The organism is Blastococcus sp. HT6-30 (genome assembly GCF_039729015.1).
Classification (GTDB): domain Bacteria; phylum Actinomycetota; class Actinomycetes; order Mycobacteriales; family Geodermatophilaceae; genus Blastococcus.
Genome location: NZ_CP155792.1, coordinates 933,857 through 951,479, shown reverse-complemented (window position 1 = coordinate 951,479; position 17,623 = coordinate 933,857). Strand labels below are relative to the sequence as shown.

General features: G+C 69.6%; 14 protein-coding genes and 1 tRNA gene. 6 read left to right on the top strand and 9 right to left on the bottom strand.

The window, feature by feature from the left end; all coding sequences use genetic code 11:
- Positions 1 to 147: 147 nt before the first annotated feature.
- Positions 148 to 2,034 carry a hypothetical protein gene (locus tag ABC795_RS04565; RefSeq protein ID WP_347059723.1) on the bottom strand — a complete coding sequence of 629 codons (1,887 nt, stop codon included), beginning with the start codon at positions 2,032 to 2,034 and terminating at the stop codon, positions 148 to 150.
- Positions 2,035 to 2,960: 926 nt separating this feature from the next.
- Between ABC795_RS04565 and ABC795_RS04560 the strand changes: the two genes are divergently transcribed.
- The gene (locus ABC795_RS04560) at positions 2,961 to 5,183 is read left to right on the top strand and encodes a pentapeptide repeat-containing protein (RefSeq protein WP_347059722.1); all 2,223 of its coding nucleotides are present in this window, start codon (positions 2,961 to 2,963) and stop codon (positions 5,181 to 5,183) included.
- A 1,659-nt stretch (positions 5,184 to 6,842) separates the two neighbouring features.
- Here ABC795_RS04560 and ABC795_RS04555 read toward each other — a convergent pair.
- Entirely contained in the window at positions 6,843 to 7,052 is a 210-nt protein-coding gene (locus ABC795_RS04555; protein WP_347059721.1) for a DUF433 domain-containing protein, read from the bottom strand.
- 343 nt (positions 7,053 to 7,395) lie between these two features.
- Between ABC795_RS04555 and ABC795_RS04550 the strand changes: the two genes are divergently transcribed.
- Positions 7,396 to 7,695: a helix-turn-helix domain-containing protein gene (locus tag ABC795_RS04550; RefSeq protein WP_347059720.1), complete on the top strand. Its 300-nt coding sequence runs from the start codon at positions 7,396 to 7,398 to the stop codon at positions 7,693 to 7,695.
- An 85-nt stretch (positions 7,696 to 7,780) separates the two neighbouring features.
- Here the strand turns inward: ABC795_RS04550 and ABC795_RS04545 are convergent, their stop codons facing one another.
- The 4 genes from ABC795_RS04545 to ABC795_RS04530 form a co-directional block, all read right to left on the bottom strand.
- The gene (locus tag ABC795_RS04545; protein WP_347059719.1) at positions 7,781 to 8,347 is read right to left on the bottom strand and encodes a hypothetical protein; all 567 of its coding nucleotides are present in this window, start codon (positions 8,345 to 8,347) and stop codon (positions 7,781 to 7,783) included.
- 42 nt (positions 8,348 to 8,389) lie between these two features.
- On the bottom strand, positions 8,390 to 8,815 hold the full coding sequence (locus ABC795_RS04540) for a hypothetical protein (protein ID WP_347059718.1): 426 nt from the start codon (positions 8,813 to 8,815) through the stop codon (positions 8,390 to 8,392).
- A 179-nt stretch (positions 8,816 to 8,994) separates the two neighbouring features.
- Positions 8,995 to 9,067 (bottom strand) — tRNA-Ala (locus ABC795_RS04535).
- Positions 9,068 to 9,544: 477 nt separating this feature from the next.
- On the bottom strand, positions 9,545 to 10,204 hold the full coding sequence (locus ABC795_RS04530; protein ID WP_347059717.1) for a M23 family metallopeptidase: 660 nt from the start codon (positions 10,202 to 10,204) through the stop codon (positions 9,545 to 9,547).
- Positions 10,205 to 10,763: 559 nt separating this feature from the next.
- On the opposite strand from ABC795_RS04530, the gene ABC795_RS04525 reads away from it, so the two are divergent.
- The 4 genes from ABC795_RS04525 to ABC795_RS04510 all read left to right on the top strand — a co-directional run bounded on the left by ABC795_RS04525 (position 10,764) and on the right by ABC795_RS04510 (position 15,127).
- Positions 10,764 to 12,371, top strand: coding sequence for a mannitol dehydrogenase family protein (locus tag ABC795_RS04525; protein WP_347059716.1), 1,608 nt, complete (start codon positions 10,764 to 10,766; stop codon positions 12,369 to 12,371).
- The gene (locus tag ABC795_RS04520; RefSeq protein ID WP_347059715.1) at positions 12,368 to 13,195 is read left to right on the top strand and encodes an HAD family phosphatase; all 828 of its coding nucleotides are present in this window, start codon (positions 12,368 to 12,370) and stop codon (positions 13,193 to 13,195) included. Before ABC795_RS04525 ends, ABC795_RS04520 begins: the two co-directional genes overlap by 4 nt.
- Positions 13,192 to 14,325 (top strand): CDP-glycerol glycerophosphotransferase family protein, encoded by a 1,134-nt coding sequence (locus ABC795_RS04515; RefSeq protein WP_347059714.1) that lies wholly within the window; start codon positions 13,192 to 13,194, stop codon positions 14,323 to 14,325. Before ABC795_RS04520 ends, ABC795_RS04515 begins: the two co-directional genes overlap by 4 nt.
- A gap of 79 nt (positions 14,326 to 14,404) precedes the next feature.
- Complete coding sequence (locus tag ABC795_RS04510; RefSeq protein ID WP_347059713.1) at positions 14,405 to 15,127, top strand: phosphocholine cytidylyltransferase family protein; 723 nt, start codon at positions 14,405 to 14,407, stop codon at positions 15,125 to 15,127.
- A gap of 16 nt (positions 15,128 to 15,143) precedes the next feature.
- Here the strand turns inward: ABC795_RS04510 and ABC795_RS04505 are convergent, their stop codons facing one another.
- From ABC795_RS04505 to ABC795_RS04495, 3 genes are read right to left on the bottom strand one after another with little or no spacing between them, the layout of a single operon-like run.
- Positions 15,144 to 16,220: a hypothetical protein gene (locus tag ABC795_RS04505; protein WP_347059712.1), complete on the bottom strand. Its 1,077-nt coding sequence runs from the start codon at positions 16,218 to 16,220 to the stop codon at positions 15,144 to 15,146.
- Positions 16,217 to 16,885: an SCO family protein gene (locus ABC795_RS04500; protein ID WP_347059711.1), complete on the bottom strand. Its 669-nt coding sequence runs from the start codon at positions 16,883 to 16,885 to the stop codon at positions 16,217 to 16,219. The genes ABC795_RS04505 and ABC795_RS04500 overlap by 4 nt, the downstream gene beginning before the upstream one ends.
- Positions 16,882 to 17,613: a YcnI family protein gene (locus ABC795_RS04495; RefSeq protein WP_347059710.1), complete on the bottom strand. Its 732-nt coding sequence runs from the start codon at positions 17,611 to 17,613 to the stop codon at positions 16,882 to 16,884. The genes ABC795_RS04500 and ABC795_RS04495 overlap by 4 nt, the downstream gene beginning before the upstream one ends.
- Positions 17,614 to 17,623: the final 10 nt, after the last annotated feature.

Sequence of the window (17,623 nt, the reverse complement as noted above, 5' to 3'; positions counted from 1 at the left end):
GCGTCAGCCGGGCCCATCAGCAGGCCAAAACTCAAGGTAAGTGGCGCGGCCCGATCCCATACGGCCTACGAGCCGGAGTCGCGCCCGGTCTTCCGGAGATCCATATAGCGGTCTTCCGCCACGGCCACGCCGCGACATGCAGTTTGACTACTCGCCCGTTGACGACCAGAAGTCGACTGGCGCCTTCCCCTGAGCCAGGTGCTCCTGCAACGCCTGCAGACGTCGATCATGCTCCGCCAGACGGTCCCGCAGCTCAGTCCCTGCGGCGAAGCTATCGACGGCAGCACTAAAGGCCAGATGCGCCAAATAGTGGCCGAGTGGTCGGGCGGACGCCAGTATGCGTTCATGCACCGGATTGCCGTGCACCACGGCATTACGGATGCGCCGATGGCGCTCGCGCAGCAGTTCCAGCTGCTCGGCGTACCCGCGTCGGCGCTGCAGGTATGCGGTCGCGTGTGTCAGCAAGTCAAGCCGCCCGGCCAGCCAGGCGCGGTCAGCCGGACTGGTCGCCGCGGCAAGTAGCTGCTCCCGGCGCGACGGGATGCGGTCGAAGTACATATTGAACCCGGTATGACTACCGCGAATGCTTGGCATAATATGATTGGTCAGCTCGATATAGGCGTCGCGGTCTCGGTAGATTTTCTCACTGTGCAGCGCGCCGGTTGCTGCCGCGAAAATTTCCTGTCGGACTTGGTCATCCGGCCACCCGTTGAGCAATTGCCCTTCCAGGTCACTTGTATCGCCATAGCCGCCGTACGCCCCGATGAGCTCGACCGTTCGTTCATACAGCACGACGGCGCTCCGCTCCTGTGCCGTATCTGCTTCGAGCAGACTGGCGAGTGCCTCGCTCAAGGTGGCCGGCAGGCCATTGCCCGTGACCGCAGCGGCCAGCGCTGGGCCCCGATTTGTTAGCTCACGAGCCGTGAAATCGAGCCGATATTCGTCCCCCAGCCCTTTGGTCGCAGAGGTATCCGGGTTGAAGTAGCGATTCGCCCGTTCAGTGCCGTCGATGACCAGCGCGTCCCACCCATACGGCCGCCACCGCGGTCCACCGCCGCGCACCGCTGCGATGTCGACGAAGTTCCTGATTTCGGCAGCGCCCTGTTCGAGGGCACCGCGCGGCTTTCGGTGGCCCATGTCCAGCCGGACCAGCCAGAGCTGCAGGTGGGGCGCCTCGTACTCCGGCAGCCTGAAGTTAACCTCGGCAAGCTCGGCTCGGTGCTCGAAGTCGAAGCCGTCCTCCCTGGTGGCATTGGGCACTGCCCACCAAGCGTTGAAGAAGGTCAATGGCCCCGCAGACCACACCATCCCCTCGTTCATATCCGCCATAGAGAAGGCGCTCCAGACCGTGCACTGCTGGGCGGGCGGGTCGCGCAGCAGCACTTGCTCACAGAGGGCGAGGCGCTCGGGCACCGTCAGCCCGGCAGGCTGATGGAACGGAAGTGACCCAGCGTCATCGGGTACGCGTTCACCGATGAACCACCGCGCGCCGTGCACTTCGTAGCCGTAGTCCAAGAGGATGCCGCGCAGGCGCCTGACGGTGCCCTCTGCCTCAAGGTCTGAGACGTCGAGCAATGACGCCAACTCTTCGACGCGGTCCGCGACCATCGGTGGCGAAAGAAGTCCGTCAGTACGCATGTCGTCCACCAGGCCGCCCCAGGCAGCCGTGAGCACCTCAGCCGTGCCGCAACGTCGCAGCAGGCCGTCTGCCGCGGTCGATAGCTCCAGCCGCACCTCATGTGGCGGCAGCTTCGTACTCAGTAGCTTTCCGAGGGCACCGTAGAACTGCCGCAACTCCCCACCCAAGGCGGCTTGAAGCGCAGGGCCGACGGCTGCCCGGGTCGCTGCCACCTCCTGAGCCAACTGCGTGCGGGCCCGGTTGAAGGGATCGTCCCGCGAATGCCGGAGCCAGGCAGACAGGTCTGTCAGGAGCAGGGGCAGCGGCAAGACAAGCGGAGCTGTCCGCTTCGCCGCAAGCGCGTCGACCAGAGCGGACAGCCATGCCGGGTCATCGCCCAGGTTCACCGCGGTCATGGGCTGATTAGGCCACGCCCGTCCGACACTTTTGCGTGCCGACTGCGCTTCGGGTGGAAATGTAGCGGCTGAGAACCGGGCAGTGCGGGACGTCGCCGGGAGTGTCCCTCGACGGAGCGAGGTGTCCTTCGGCGGCACCGTTCGCCCTAGCAGTGTCCGTCGCCGGACGATGTGGGCAGCGTCCGTCGCCGGAAAGCCGCAGGTCGCGCGTGGACACTCTCGGCGGGATCCGCGGCACGGTGCACCGGAGCAGTGCCTCTATCTGCTTGCCGCGCTCAAGTCCGGCCAGCCCGACATGTGAACGCTCCACGCGAAGCGACACAATCGAAGCTTGCCTTGAAGCGCCCCGAAGGACACATGCTCAGCGACCTCCGAGCCGGCGGCCGTGACCGCGTGGATCGAGCCACCAGCAGGCTTGGCATCGGTACTGCAGAACCACAAGATCACGAGGCATCACACGTCTTGCATCTGAGGTGGAGGGACTCGTTGTGACGGATTGGCAAGCAAGCGCTGCAACCGGTTCGCCCCGCCCCTCGGCCACTCCTCCGTCGCCCGCGTTCCTGTACCAGCAAGTTGCCGACGTCCGCGACGCCCAGAGAAGGAGGCCGTCGCGAGCCGCAGCATCTCGTTCTCCCGTTCCAGTGGCTTGTTGCGCCTGCGCAGCTCCGGCAACTCGGCATCTGAACCTCCGCCGTAGCGGTCACCGCTGGCTGGCCCCGTAATGCTGCCGTCCCGGTCGGCGACCTTCAGTCAGCGCTGAAGGCTGGTCTCGGCATCCCGAAGTCCCAGGGACCGAGGCCTCGCCATGGGGCGGTTACCCGCCGGCTCGCTGTTAGGTTGGCCGGCATGCTGCGACACTAGTGCAACGCTTGGCGTGCACCTTTGGCGCACAACATTAAGCTCTCTCCCAAGCAAAGGTACTTAGCATGTCAGATGAGGACGCTGTTGGTGCGAGCCATGAGGCGATCCGCCTTGAGATTGACCTCAGCGAGGCGAGGCGTGCGGTTGAACTAGAGCGTCGGATTTCACTGTCTCAGGTGCGCATTACGGGACCCGAACTGCGAGAATTGATCCATCAACTCCCGCAGCGCAAGTCAAAACCCGTTGTTCCGGAGTTCCGCCTCTCCGGCGTCACCGTGAGTGGCGCATGCAATCTCGCCGACATGCATGTCTTAGGCGTGCTTTCATGGAAGGACGTCCATTTCACCGGTCCGGTTACCTTGAGCCGTTCTGCGTTCTGGGATCACGTAGACCTCGATCGAGTCTCCTTCGAGAGTTTAGACGCCGACGACTGCAAGTTCGTGCAACATGCAAGCTTGCGCAGGACTCGATTTTCTGGCCCTGCTTCCTTCCAGCGCGCGATATGGAAGATGGGCGTAGATTTTACCCACATCGGAAGCTTTGGGAGCGCACGGACTCTTGATCGAAAAAGCGGCAAGGTCGAGCATTTTCGCGTACCACGCCAAGTAGCCGCCTCGCGGTTCGAATCGACTGCGTCCTTCGCTGGATCTCGGTTTTTGGGGCCAGTAGGGATGAGGCAGACTCACTTCGGTGGTGATGCAAACTTCGTCAACTGCGCGTTTCAAGATGACGGAGTTTTCGTCCGAGCCAGGTTCGAGGAGTCCGCCTACTTCACGGGGGCGACTTTCTCGAGCCACGCCAACTTTGCGGGTGTCAAGTTTCTCGGTGATGACAAGGACGGGTGGCGACTCATCGACGGATCGCCGACGAGCTTTCAGGGGAGTCGCTTCCTCGGAAGCGCGCACTTCTCGTGCACTGCGACGGGGCATGTTGACTTCAAGCGATCACTATTCGTCGAAGACGTGGCTTTCACTGACTCCCAATTCCAGGGCGGTGCTCAATTCAACCAGGCTATCTTTCGCGGGCCTAGCGGATTTCACATGACCAACTTTGAGCGAGGAGTAGACTTCGCTAACGTCGAGTTTTACGCCGACGCTACCTTCTCTCAGACTCACTTCGGAGGGGAATCTCGCTTCACTGGCGCACTCTTTGAAGGCCCCTCTAATTTTCGGTACGCGCACGCGGATCGCGAACTGCGTTTTGATCATGCAGTATTTGCGTCAACGCTATCGATGCCTCGGGCCCGGTGGGACGGTGGCATTTCGTTCGAAGGCTCACACTTGGATGTCGACCTATTCGACGCCAGCTACACGAAGTTTGAGGAACGCTTACAGATCTCACTTTCAGCCGTCCGGGCCGATTTCACGGGAGCACGCTTATCTTCGGGGGGCCAACTACGTCTCGCAGGCGGGTCGGCAGTCAGCCTGGAAGATGCCGACCTACTCAGCCCCGTTATAATTAGTGGCAGCGATGCCGCTGAAAGTCGACCTATGATCATTTCGATCCAGCGGGTGAACGCTGCCAATCTCACCCTTGAAGGCGTCTCGCTCTCTGCATGCCTGTTCGATGGGGCACTCAACCTGGACCAAATTCGGCTTGGCGGAGGCGCGACTTTCGCTACGCCGCCAATGCGGCGTTGGCGGGCCAAACGTAACGTGATCGTAGAAGAGGGTCTTGCTAGAGAGGCGGCTGGGGACAAGCAATGGAGCGTTGTTGTTGACATGCTCCCCACTTGGGTCGACAAACCTCACGCGATAAGCGCAAGACAGGTCAGCGAAACTTATCGTGCGTTGAGGAAAAGTCGCGAAGACTCGAAGGACGAGCCTGGAGCTGCGGACTTCTACTATGGGGAAATGGAGATGCGCCGACTAGCTGCGCGAAGAGCAAGTTCCGAGAGACTGATCCTGTCCACTTACTGGTTCACTTCTGGATACGCACTCCGGGCTCTTCGGGCGTTTCTCTTGCTTGGCGTTCTTCTAGTCGCCGTTGGCACTCTTTTCGCCGCCATAGGCTTTCCTTCGGAGACCACCACGAGATTTGTTCGCGTCGGACAGTATCCCGATATCGAGTACGTTGAGGCGACGCGCATCACGACAGACCAACCCACTCTCTCCGACCGTCTCCCGGACGGCCTGCTCTACAGTTTGGAGAGTGGCATATCGCTCTTGCGGCCGTCCAATACTGCTCTAACCACGGCCGGGGTGCTGGTGGAGACAGTCCATCGGGTTCTTGCTCCGATCCTGCTCGGGCTTGCGCTGCTGTCTCTGCGAGGACGTGTGAAGAGATAGGCCGCCGGCGGCGTGAATATGTAGCGGACTCAATGAGATGTGAGGTCCTTCCGTCCGGATCCGCCTTCCTCAAGCGCCGCCGCGCCGACAGGGGGTGGGTCGACGAAGTCAAGCGCGACTGCCGGCCGCGTCCGCGTCAGGTCGACTGCGCAGTAGCGATTTGGATGCCCGGCTCTAGACCGCAGTCTTCACGCCAACGGGACTGCTGCAGCCAGGGGGCGGGACTGGGAGGTGCTGTCACCGGTGACCTGAGCGCGGTGTTCTGCTGGACAGCCGCGCGCCGTTCAACGATGGCGAGGCAGGCGAGCGACGTCGTCGATCACTCGGCCTGGCGGGGTTGGTGACCGGCGCGAATGGGCTGCCGCAAAGCACACGAATCGTCCACTCCGGCGTCCCAGAGGCTGCCTTCAGACACCGTCTCGCCCGTCAATTGAGTTCTCGCGACCCGAGTCCTCGCCTCTGCGCCGACTCCAGCGAGCGACCGTCTGGCTGCCCCGTCGCTACAGGAGACCCGCAAGATCAAGAGGGACACATCTCCTGCATCCAGGGTCGGGAACTCGTGGTGACGGGTTACAGGAGGATCGCCAGCAGAATAAGGACATGGGAACCAGCGGCACCCCTGACTACCGGGCCCGACGGCGGGCGCACGAGCAACAACGCCGCGAGCGCCGGCAGCAGGCCCCGGTAGAACGCACCCGTCCGGACCGGGCCGCCCGCGCCGCGGACGGGCCGGAACGACGCACTGCCGCGACGACCTGCGGATGGTGCGGCGGACCGATCACCCCGCGCAGCCGCGGACCGATCCCGAAGTGGTGCTCGGCCACCTGCCGGCACCGGGCCTGGGAGCAGAGCCGCGCGGCGAACTCCGGTCGGACGGCAGTGCAGGTGGTCGAGCGGCGGGTCGAGATCCGTGTACCCCTCGAGCCGACCCGTCGAGACTGGCCGCGGTTGCTCGGCGAGCTCGCCGGTCAACTGGAGAACGGCCGCGTCTACGACCGGGACCTGCCTGCCCTCGGCCGGGCACTGGACCCGGTCCTGCGGTCCTATCGGCGGCGGGCGCGCTTGAGCGGCGCACCTGACCTCCCTTGAGCGCCCGGAGGCGGAGCTCCCTTTTTGCTCCTGTTGTGCACCGGCGCCGACGGTGACCTCGGAATAGTTGTCGTGGAGCGGGCGGCCGACGGGGGTGACATAGGTGACGGGGGCGGCGACGACCCGACCGGCCCGACGTCACCCCGACCGGCGCGCCACTGGCCCTCGTTGGCCGCATGACTTCCGGCCCTGCGGGACGGCAGTGTTCCCTGGCCGCGCAGCACGCCCCGCCGAGGGGCGCACCGATCCGGTGCGACTGGTAGCGCGCGCCGGTGATGCCCGCGCAGCATGCCGTTTGGACACCTGACCGCACCTCTGTCACCCCGTCGCCGACTACTCGTCACAACGGGTTGCGCAGTCCTGGATGCATAAGGTGTGTCGGCTCGTGATCTTGTCCGGTTCCGCAGTCGAGATGGCCGCGGAGAGCGCACAGACGAGGACGCGCGTACGTAGCCGATCGCGTCGACGGTGCGGAGGTCTGCTCGCGGGGTGACATGGCGCCGCACGCGGCGGCGACCTGCCGAGGACGTGGGGATGGACCTTCACTCAGGCGTTAGCGGCACCAGTTCCTCACGGGCCAGCAACGCCCCCGTAGGCGGCGGCCGCCTGCACGCCTTCCGAGGTCAGGGTCGGATACTCCGCAACGATCCCTTCGGGGCTCATTCCGGCGACCAGGCAGTCGAGCACCACGCTGACCGGCACGCGGGTGCCGGCGATCACCGCCTGGCCGCTCAGCACGGCCGGATCGGTGGTGACCAACACCAGGCGGTCGGAGCTCATGCGCCCAGGGCTCGCGCCGGCGATCTACACCCAGCACGCCGAGCCCGGACCGTGCGGACCTCGTGGAGCGGGACCCTCGATGACTGCGCTGCGACCGCATGACGCCGCGCGAACCGCTTTACGTACTGGAGGAAAACCGGAGACGCGCCGGAGCAGGTCAGGAGATTCAGCAAGCCGACGGACGTCGGACCCAGGAGATCAGGAGCTCGGACAGCAGGGACTGGAGGAAAACAGGAACTTGGCCCGGCACTGTCACCAACGGGCTGGGAATGGCGCCTTCTCCAGGTAGGCGTGCGGCGCCGGCCGTCGCCGGCGCACGAGGCCACGCGATGAGGAGGGCGAGATGAGCGACGCGCAGCCACCTCGGGAGCCGGTCTCCGTCGACCCGCTGCTGCTCACACCCGAGGAGGTCGCCACGGTGCTCCGCCTCGGGCGCACGACGGTCTACGCATTGATGAAGGCCGGCGACCTGCACCCCGTCCACATCGGCCGGAGCTGCCGTCTCTCCCGCAGCGAGCTCGAACGTTACGTTCGCGGCCTGGAAGCTCCCCGCACCGCTCCTCGCGGGCTGCGCCGGTCCGGCACCACCACGGACCAGCGCGGACTCGTCGAACTGGGCCCGACGTCGCCCGATGCCGCGTGAGTCCACAAGCGCTCCGCCGGTGTCGGACCGCTCGGCCAGACTGATACTCCAGCCCACGACCCAGGGGTGACCGATGGCAGGGCGCTCAGCGAACGGTGAGTCGACGATCTACCAGGACGCCGACGGGCGGTGGCACGGCTACGTCTCCGTCGGCTTCACCCTCACCGGCAAGCCCGACCGCCGGCACGTCACCGGCAAGACCCGGGCCGTGGTGGTCGCGAAGGTCCGCGACCTTGAGCGCAAGCGCGACGCCGGCACGCTCAGCGCCGTCTCCACCCCGACCGTCGCCGACTGGCTGGAGCACTGGCTCAGCACCATCGCCCCGCGCCGGGTGCGGCAGCGGACCCTGGAGAGCTACGAGTCCGCCGTCCGCAAGCACCTGGTCCCCGGACTCGGACGGCACCGCCTCGACCGGCTGCGCCCCGAGCACCTCGACCAGCTCTACACCGCGCTCCTCGATGCCGGCTACTCCCCCGCCACCGTGCTGCGCCATCACCGCATCCTGTCCCGAGCGCTCACCGTCGCCGTCCAGCGCGGGCACGTTCCCCGCAACGTGGCCAGCCTGGTCGATCCGCCCGCCCAGAAGCAGAGCGACGTCGCCACCGCCCTCGACCTCGGCGAGGCCCACGCCGTCCTCGAAGCCGCGGCTCATGTGCGCAACTCCGCCCGCTGGACCGTCGCCCTCGCCCTCGGCCTACGGCAGTCCGAGGCCCTGGCGCTGCAGTGGAAGGACGTCGACCTGCTCAACAACACGCTGACCGTGCGACGCAGCATCCACCGCGTCCGCGGCGGCGGGCTGATCTACGAGGAGCCCAAGACCCGCCGCAGCCAGCGCACGCTCGCCCTGCCGATGCCTCTCGTCGCCGAGCTGCACCGGCACAAGGCCGCTCAGCTCGGCGAGCGGATGCTGGCCGGCTCCGAGTGGCACGACGAGGACCTGATCTTCGCTCAGCCCAACGGCCGGCCGATCGACAAGAAGTCCGACCACGACGACTGGACCCGCCTGCTCCACAAAGCCGGCGTCCGACACGTCCGGCTGCACGACGGCCGGCACACCGCGGCCACCTTGCTGCTCAGCGAGAACGTGCACCCGCGGGTGGTCATGGAGCTGCTCGGCCACAGCCAGATGCGCACGACGATGGACGTCTACAGCCACGTCATGCCTGCCCTGGCTCGCGAAGCCGCCGACCGGATGAGCGCCCTGCTGCTGCCAGGTCAGGGTGGGGAAACTGCAACCACAACTGCAACCAGAGACGACTCAGGCCGCTCTCCTGAAGGAGAACGGCCTGGTCATCGGGGTGGAGCTGAGGGGACTCGAACCCCTGACCCCCACACTGCCAGTGTGGTGCGCTACCAGCTGCGCCACAGCCCCGATCCGACCCGGTGCGGTGCGTCCGAGCCGGGAGTAACTGTACAACCCCCCGTCGCGGGACCCACGGAGGGGGTCGGCGGCGCTCAGGCGTGGCGGGACGGACTCAGCCGTGCGTCGTCGGCGCCGCGCGGATGTGGCGCCGAACGGGTCGCGCAGGCCGAAGTCGATGCCGCAGCCCCGGTCGACCGACTCCTCGGTCACCTCGCTCGCGCAGCTCGGCGGCGACCTGGACGTCGACTTCAGCAACCTGGGCAGGTTCAGCGCGTGTTCCGCGACGTCGTCGGCGAGCCGACGAGCCCGTACCGGCGGCGCGGTCCGCTGCCGCGGGTGGGACGACGGCGATGCGGGCGAGGGTCGGGACGTCGAGCGGCTCGGCGTAGCTGCGTTCCCTGGCGTCCCCGGGCGCGCAGCAGCCGCCGGTCGCTCTCCTCGACGGCGCCGGCCACGCGGCGATCACGCCACGCGGCGCGCCGGACCTCAGACGTCGACGCCCCGGGCGGCCAACCATGAGAGCGGGTCGACCCGCTTGCCGTCGATCCCGCCCTTGTGCACCTCGAAGTGCAGGTGCGGGCCCGTCGACTGGCCGCGGTTGCCCAGCAGGGCGATCGTCTCCCCCGCCTCCACGTACTGGCCGGGCCGGACCAGGATCTTGTCCATGTGGCCGTAGACGGTGACGTCGCCGTTCTCGTGGAGGATGTACACGGCCAGACCGAAGCCGCTGGCCGAGCCGGCCCGGAGCACCACGCCGTCGACCGCCGCGTACTCGGGCGTGCGCATAGGAGCAGCCAGGTCGATGCCGTAGTGGAAGGTGCCCCACCGGCTGCCGTAGCCACTGGTCAGCCGGGCCCCGGCCACGGGGAGGACGGCCTTGGGACGGGCGGCCTCCGCGGCGGCCTCGGCGGCCGCGGCAGCCGCGGCCTGGCGCTCGGCGCGGGAGGCGGCCACCTGCTCCAACCGGGCCTCGGCCTCGGCGACCGAGATCGACGCCTGCGGCAGGACCTCCGCACCCTCCTCGGTGGTCAGCAGCGCGTCCGAGGCCTCGAGCACGGACGTGGCATCGGCCGAGGCGGCGGGCGCACCGTGCAGGCTCACCCCCGCCGCGACGACACCGCCGAGCAGCAGGGCGCCGAGCAGCATCGCTGGGCTCCGCCGCGCCCGGGGGGTAGGACGACGACGAGCCCGCCGCCCGGCGGACCGACCGGCGGAGGGGTGCACCGCGCTCAGCACCTCCGTGCGGGCCTCCTGGCCGATCCCTGCGTCCATGCACCTGTCCGTCTCGCCTGGGTGGTGGGGGTGGCCCGAGCGGGCGAGGGATCATCGAAACATTGCGTGACGAGGTCGTGACCTGGCGCCCGGCGCGTCGCTCGGGACACGCCGTGCGGGCGTCACCACTGGACCCACGAGTCCCATGCGTCACTGACAGCGGTGGAACCCGGACCCGGTGCGCGGCGGCCGAGGGGCGTCGGTGATCATGGACACGCCCGGCAGGTGGGTGCGGGGCGTTTCAAGGGCCCCGCAACGGGCACTCCTGCTCCTCCGGCGTGAAACATCCGCGCCGGCCCGGCGCCTCCGCGTCCGCGAAGCGGTGCCGGACCTTGTTTTGCGGCACCCGGCACCACCCGTGTACTGCTGACCCCGGAGACCCGGGACCCGTCGGTCCGGTGCGCCGTGCTCAGGACAGAGAAGGAGGGACGCGATGTCACAGGCCGAGCTCCTGCCCCTGCGGGCGCCTGCCGGGACGGCTCCGGCCGGGCATCCGGCGGTCCCGGTTCCTCCGGGCGGGGTCTCCCCCGCGCGCAACGTGGTTGCCGCCGCCGATGTCCACCCGCTGACCGATGCGACCCTGCCGCTGCACGAGGCGCAGCTCAGCGTGCCCACCTACGACCGGTCGGCCCTGACCCCGGCGGTCGTGCACTTCAGCGTCGGCGGGTTCCACCGCGCCCACCAGCTCCTCTACTTCGACGAGCTGGCCGAGCGCCGGATCAGCGACGGCTGGGGGGTCGTCGGTGTCGGGCTGCACAGCCGGACCATGAAGGAAGCGCTCGCCCCGCAGGACCACCTCTACACGGTGGTCGAGCGCAGCCCCGACGGCGAGCGCGCCCGCGTCGTCGGCGTCATGGTGGGCTACCACTTCGCGCCCGAGAATCCTGCGGCCGTGCTCGACCTGCTGACCGACGAGCGCACGCGCATGGTGTCGCTGACCATCACCGACAGCGGCTACCGGCTCGACCCGCGGACCGGGCTCTTCGACGCCGACGACCCCGACATCCGGGCCGACGTGCGGGAGCCCTCCTCCCCGCGCACCGTGTTCGGGTACCTCGTGGAGGCGCTCGACCGACGCCGCCGAGCCGGTATCCAGCCGTTCTCGGTGGTCTCCTGCGACAACATGCACCGCAACGGCGACGCGGCCCGCGCCGCCGTGGTCGGGTTCGCGCAGCTGCGCGACGAGGTGCTCGCGCGGTGGATCGCCGACCGCGTGGCCTTCCCCAGCAGCATGGTCGACCGGATCACGCCGCACACCAGCCCCGAGGAGCGGGCGGCGGTGGCGCAGCGCTACGGCGTCGACGACCGGTGGCCGGTGATCACCGAGCCGTTCTCCCAGTGGGTGATCGAGGACACCTTCTCCGCCGGCCGGCCCCCGCTGGACGCCGTCGGCGTCCGGTTCGTCGCCGACGTCGGCAGCTACGAGCTGATGAAGACCCGGCTGCTCAACGCCAGCCACTGCGCCCTGGGCTACCTGGGCTCGCTGGCCGGCTACGCCAGCCTCGACCAGGTCATGGCCGATCCGGTGCTCGCCGGCTACGTGGCCCGGCTCATGGACGTCGAGGTCACCCCGCTGCTACCACCGCCCGACGGCATCGACCTCGCCGAGTACAAGCGCACCCTGCTGCAGCGGTTCGCCAACCCGGCGATCGCCGACGGCCTGCCCCGGCTGTGCCGGCGCGGCTCGACCAAGATGCCCCACCACCTGCTGCCGTCGCTGCGCCAGGCGATCGAGGAAGGGCGGCCCCACGGCCTGCTCACCCTCGCCGTCGCCGGATGGTTCCGCTACCTGCGCGGCACGGACGAGGCCGGCCGGCGGCTGCCCGTCGAGGACGCCCTCGCCGAGCAGCTCCAGGCGCTGGCCCGCGCCGGCGGGAGCGACCCGCGGCCCCTGCTCGGCGAGACGTCGGTGTTCGGGGACCTCGGCTCGCACCCGGCGTTCGTCGCTGACCTGGCAGCGGCCCTGACCGCCCTGGACCGCGACGGGGTCCGGGCCACCGTGGCCGCCCGCACGCCCGGCCCCGCGGCGCTGCCGCGGTGACCATCCCGTCCGCCACCCCGTCCCCGAAGGGAGCCCACCTGGTGCCGACCGTTCCGCCGACGCTCATCGAGCCGGTGCAGTACCTGCTCTGCGACGCCGACGGCAACCTCTTCCCCTCCGAGGAGCCGGCGTTCGACGCCTCCACCGAGGTCACCAACGCGTTCCTCGCCTCCGTCGGCATCGACCGCCGGTACACCGCCGACGAGCTCCGGCACGCCGCCACCGGCAGGAACTTCCGGTCCACGGCCCTCACCCTGGCCGCCGAGGCCGGCGTTCCCGACGTCGACGTCGAGCCGTGGGTGGCCGAGGAACGTCGCGCGGTCACCGAGCACCTGGGCACCACGCTGCGGCCGCACGGGCCGACGCTGGACGCGCTCGGCGCGCTGGCCGGTCCGCTGCAGCTGGCCGCGGTGAGCTCCAGCGCGCTGTCCCGGCTGGCGGCCTGCTTCACCGCCACCGGGCTGGACGAGCTCATCCCACCGGCGCGCCGCTACAGCGCCGAGGACTCGCTGCCGGTGCCGACCAGCAAGCCCGATCCCGCCGTCTACCGGCACGCCTGCGCCGCTCTGGGCATCGCACCCGAGCAAGGGCTCGCGGTGGAGGACGCCGTCGCCGGGGTGCGTTCGGCCGTCGGCGCCGGCTGCCCCACCGTCGGCAACCTGCTGTTCGTGCTCCCCGAGGAGCGGGCGGCACGCGCCGAGGCCCTGCTGGCTGCCGGCGCGCTGACCGTCGTCGAGTCGTGGCAGGAGCTCGCCGACCTGGTGCTCGCCGTGCTCGCCGGCCGGCCGCACGCCGACGACGCCCTGACCGGAGCCGCCCGGTGAACATCGTCTACGTCGCCTTCCGCGGGCACTTCTCCGACAGCCCCCGGGCGCTCTACGAGGCGCTGCTCGAGCAGGGCGTCGACGCCACCCACACCTGGCTGTCGGCGCCGCACACCCAGGCCGGCTTCCCGTCCGAGGTCGAGACGCTGACCTTCGGCAGCCCCGAGTCGATCGCCGCGCTCGAGGGCGCCGACCTGGTCGTCTCCAACGACCACATCGCGCTGGACTGGGAGAAGCGTCCCGGGACCACGTACCTGCAGACCTGGCACGGGACGATGCTCAAGCGCATCCACAACGACGTGCTGTGGGCGCCGGAGGGGCGGCTGGCCTACCTGGACCAGGACATCGCCCGCTGGGACCTCCTGCTCTCGCCCAACGCCGTCACCACCGAGCGGCTGCGCAAGGCGTTCGGCTACACCGGACCGATCCACGAGACCGGCCTGCCGCGCAACGACCTGCTGAGCAGCCCCCGCCGCGACGAGGTCCGCGCCCGGGTGCGGTCGGACCTCGGCATCGGCGAGGACCAGACGGTCGTGCTCTACACCCCCACCTGGCGCGACGACCTGGTGTTCCAGGGCAGCGGGGAGCGGGACTTCGAGTTCCCGATCGACCTCGACGAGTTCGGTTCCCGGCTGGGCGAGGACCACGTGCTGCTGCTGCGGCTGCACAACATGGTCATGAGCCGGCTCGAGATCACCGACGGGTCGGCCGTCCGGGACGTGTGCAACCACCCGGACATCGCCGGCCTCTACCTGGCTGCCGACATGATGGTCACCGACTACTCGTCGACGATGTTCGACTTCGCCATCACGGGCAAGCCGCAGCTCTTCTACACCTACGACCTGGACCGGTACCGCGACCAGCTGCGCGGCTTCTACTTCGACCTCGCCGAGGTCGCGCCCGGTCCGCTGATCGCCACCAGCGACGAGCTGATCTCGGCGATCGCCGACATCGGTACGGTCACCGTGGAGCACACCGAGCGCTACGCCCGGTTCCGCGAGACCTTCTGCCACCTCGAGGACGGCTCCGCCACGCAGCGCGTCCTCGACCTGATCCTCCCGACCGCGACCGCGTCCGGGCAGAACACCAGCACGACCACTGAAGGAGATGATGTCCGTGCGGACCGGTGACCACGTCCTCAACCCCGTCCGTCGGGGTGTATCCCCCCTGCCGGCCCGCACGACGCCCCGACGGCTGCAGACGCCGTCGGTGCAGGTCGTGATCCTGGCCGCGGGCATGGGCACCCGGCTGGGCCGGCAGGACCCCAAGCCGCTGACCCGGCTCGACGACGGCCGCAGCATCATGCAGCGGCAGCTCGACGGCCTGCGCGCCGTCCTGGGTGCCGACGTGTCGGTGACCGCGGTCGTCGGCTACCGCAGCAAGCGGATCATGAAGGCCGCCCCCGACCTGCTGTTCACGTACAACCCCGACTTCGCGGTGACGAACACGTCCAAGAGCCTGTTGCGCGGTCTGCGGACCACCCGTGAGGGCGGCGTGCTCTGGCTCAACGGTGACGTCGTCTTCGACCCGGCGGTGCTCGAGGTCGCGCTGCCCTACATGGCGGCCGACCAGAGCTTCGTCTGCGTGGACACCAGCACGGTCGCCGAGGAGGAGGTCAAGTACACCCTCGATGGCGACGGCTACATCCGCGAGCTGTCCAAGATCGTCCGCGGCGGCCTGGGCGAGGCGGTGGGGATCAACTACATCTCCTCCGCCGACAAGGCCACGCTCATCGAGCACCTCGACGAGTGCTCCCACGAGGACTACTTCGAGCGGGGCCTGGAGACGGCGATCGCCGAGCGCGGCCTGCGGGTCCGCCCGGTGGACATCTCCGCCTACGCCGCGGTCGAGGTCGACTTCGAGGGGGACCTCCAGCGGGCCAACACCCTGTTCGGGTCCGACGGCCCGAACGTCGTCGCCGAGGTCGGCTGACCTCCGGGGACCGCCGTCAGGCCACCGGCACCGGATGGCCGGCGGCGGTCCCTCCGGGCGTGGCGTCGACCTCGCGGAACCGACGCACCGCGGCGACGCCCCCGAGCACGAACCCGACGCCGAGGGCCGCCAGCACCCCCACCGCGACGCGGGCGACGGGCTGCGGCCCGGCCGAGGAAGCGTTCGCCGACCAGAGCACGTCGGCCTCGGGCAGGCCCTGCACCAGCAGCAGCCAGCCGGTGACCACGGCCAGCAGGCCGGTCATGGCCCCCCGGCCGCGCAGCGCGGCGCGCGCCCCGAGGACGGCGCAGAGCAGGGTCGCCGCGGCCGGCAGGAGCGCCGAGACGACGGCGCCGACGTGCGAGCCGGCGGTGACCGACGGCTCCGGGGTGGCCAGGGCGTGCCACAGCGCCGCGAGGGCCCCCACCGCGAGCAGGCCGCCCAGCAGCAGCGGGGTCCGGGCCAGCAGCCCGGCGGCGACCGCGGCGAGCAGCCCGGCGGCCGCGAGCGGCCACACGACCCACGGCGAGGGCGGCGGGCTCCAGGTCAGCACCCCGGCGACCTCCGCCTCCGTGCTGCCGTGCCGCAGCGGCACGATCCACTCCGACACCAGGTGCTCCCGCGTCGGGTCGGCGGTGACCTGCGGCGGCAGGAGCTCCTGGCTCATCCAGTGCGTGCGGTGGTCGTGCCACACGTACTCCGGCTGCGTGGAGATCTGCTCCCACTCGGGAGCGGCCCCGGGATCGGCGGAGTCGGGCAGCGTCGTGCGCCCGTACCGGTCCAGGTTGATGTAGGTGGCCGGGCTGTGCGCGTTGCGCCAGACGCCGTCGGGGCCGATGCGCAGGTAGGGCTCGTCGGAGTAGCCGGGCACGAGCACCTCGGTGCCGGACCGGTTGACCAGCTCCAGCTCGTCCCCGAACTGCAGCACGCGCACGGCCACACCGGGCAGCTGCGGGGTCACCGAGGTCACGCGGCCGTCGAAGTCGCTGCCCGCCACCTCTCCCCCGACGTGCGCCGAGGCCGGCCCGGCCAGCGCCAGCAGCGCGAGGACACCGGCCAGGACGGCGAGCAGCCGGCCGAGGCCCGGGGTCACGCGCCCGCCACCACCTGCAGGTCGTCGGCGATGTCCTGGTGGGTGTTCCCGCCGTCGAAGGCGACGTGCGCCTCGTCGTCGGCCCCGTACAGCAGCAGCAACGTCGAGTGCAGCCGCCCCTCGTCCTCGGCCTGCGGGACCCCGGCGGCCAGCTGCGCCTGGTCGATGCTCTCCTGGTCGCCGGTGAGGCCGACGAACGGCGTCGGCAGGTCGGCGTCGAACCGGCCGAGGTACTCGCCCAGCACCTCGGGGGTGTCGGTGGCCGGGTCGGTGGTCACGAAGACGACCTGCACCTGCTCGGCGAGCTCCCGGTCCAACCCGCGCAGGGCGACCGCGACGTCGGCCATCGTGGTGGGGCAGACGTCGGGGCACTCCGTGTAGCCGAAGAACAGCAGCGTCGGCCGGCCGGAGGTGGCGGCGCCGAAGTCGAACGGTGCACCGGTGGTGTCGGTCAGCGTGAACGACGGCCGGCGGTAGGGCTCGTTGAGGTCCAGACCGGCGTAGCGGTCCTCCGGCGCCTCGACGGCGGCCGGTGCGCCCGCGGTGTGGTCGTGCTCCCCGGCGTCGCCGTCCGCCGCGCCCCCGCAGCCGGCCAGCAGGAGACCCGTGGTGAGCAGCAGTGCCGGGACGGCCCGGCGGGGACGGCGGCGGACGGCGGAGGTCACGAGGACACGGTACGTCGGTCGGCGCGGACGCCGAGGACGACACCGGCGAGCGCGACGAGCAGCGCCAGGATGGAGAAGAAGAGCGCGAGGGCGCCCGGGTCGTCGGCGTGCCCGCCCTCGTCGTGGGCGCCGGCCGCGGTCGCGAGGTCGGCCGTTCCGGCGCCGTCGGCGGCCTGCTCGGCGGCCAGGGACAGCACCGGGGCGGGGCGCTCGGGCTCGTCCTGCCCGGCGATCGTCGGCTCGATCCACGCCGACTCGTTACCGTCGCTGTAGGTCTGGATCACCGGGAAGCTGAGCTGCTCGGCATCCGGGAAGGGCCCGCCGGAAAGCGCGAACTCCTGGAACTGGCCCGGCGCGATGCCGCTCCCCCCGTCGGCGCGGAACTCCACCACCGAGACGTAGGAGCTCTTCTCCTGCCCGTGCACCTCGATCGGCGCGGCCAGGTCGGCGGTCGTGGCGGTCACGGTCCAGCCCGGCACCGGCTGGGCCCGCAGCGAGCCCATGGCGGACTGCTCCGGGATCTGGATGCGCAGCGCGACGGTGCTGGCGGCGTCGCTCTCGTTCGGCACGCGGAAGGTGAGCTTGCCGAAGCCGCCGGGCGCGGCGTCGCCGGAGGAGACGGTAACGTGCGCGGAGGCGGACGCGGCGAGCACCACGCCCGCCGTGCCGGCGGTCAGGGCGGCGAGCAGCAGCACGGCCAGCCGGTGCAGCGGGCGGGGCGAGGACATGGATCTCCTG

Excerpts from the sequence above, each read along its gene's own strand:
- ABC795_RS04565 (WP_347059723.1), bottom strand. The coding sequence starts at position 2,034 with ATGACCGCGGTGAACCTGGGCGATGACCCGGCATGGCTGTCCGCTCTG.
- ABC795_RS04560 (WP_347059722.1), top strand. The coding sequence starts at position 2,961 with ATGTCAGATGAGGACGCTGTTGGTGCGAGCCATGAGGCGATCCGCCTT.
- ABC795_RS04555 (WP_347059721.1), bottom strand. The coding sequence starts at position 7,052 with ATGAGCTCCGACCGCCTGGTGTTGGTCACCACCGATCCGGCCGTGCTG.
- ABC795_RS04550 (WP_347059720.1), top strand. The coding sequence starts at position 7,396 with ATGAGCGACGCGCAGCCACCTCGGGAGCCGGTCTCCGTCGACCCGCTG.
- ABC795_RS04545 (WP_347059719.1), bottom strand. The coding sequence starts at position 8,347 with ATGAGCCGCGGCTTCGAGGACGGCGTGGGCCTCGCCGAGGTCGAGGGC.
- ABC795_RS04530 (WP_347059717.1), bottom strand. The coding sequence starts at position 10,204 with ATGCTGCTCGGCGCCCTGCTGCTCGGCGGTGTCGTCGCGGCGGGGGTG.
- ABC795_RS04525 (WP_347059716.1), top strand. The coding sequence starts at position 10,764 with ATGTCACAGGCCGAGCTCCTGCCCCTGCGGGCGCCTGCCGGGACGGCT.
- ABC795_RS04495 (WP_347059710.1), bottom strand. The coding sequence starts at position 17,613 with ATGTCCTCGCCCCGCCCGCTGCACCGGCTGGCCGTGCTGCTGCTCGCC.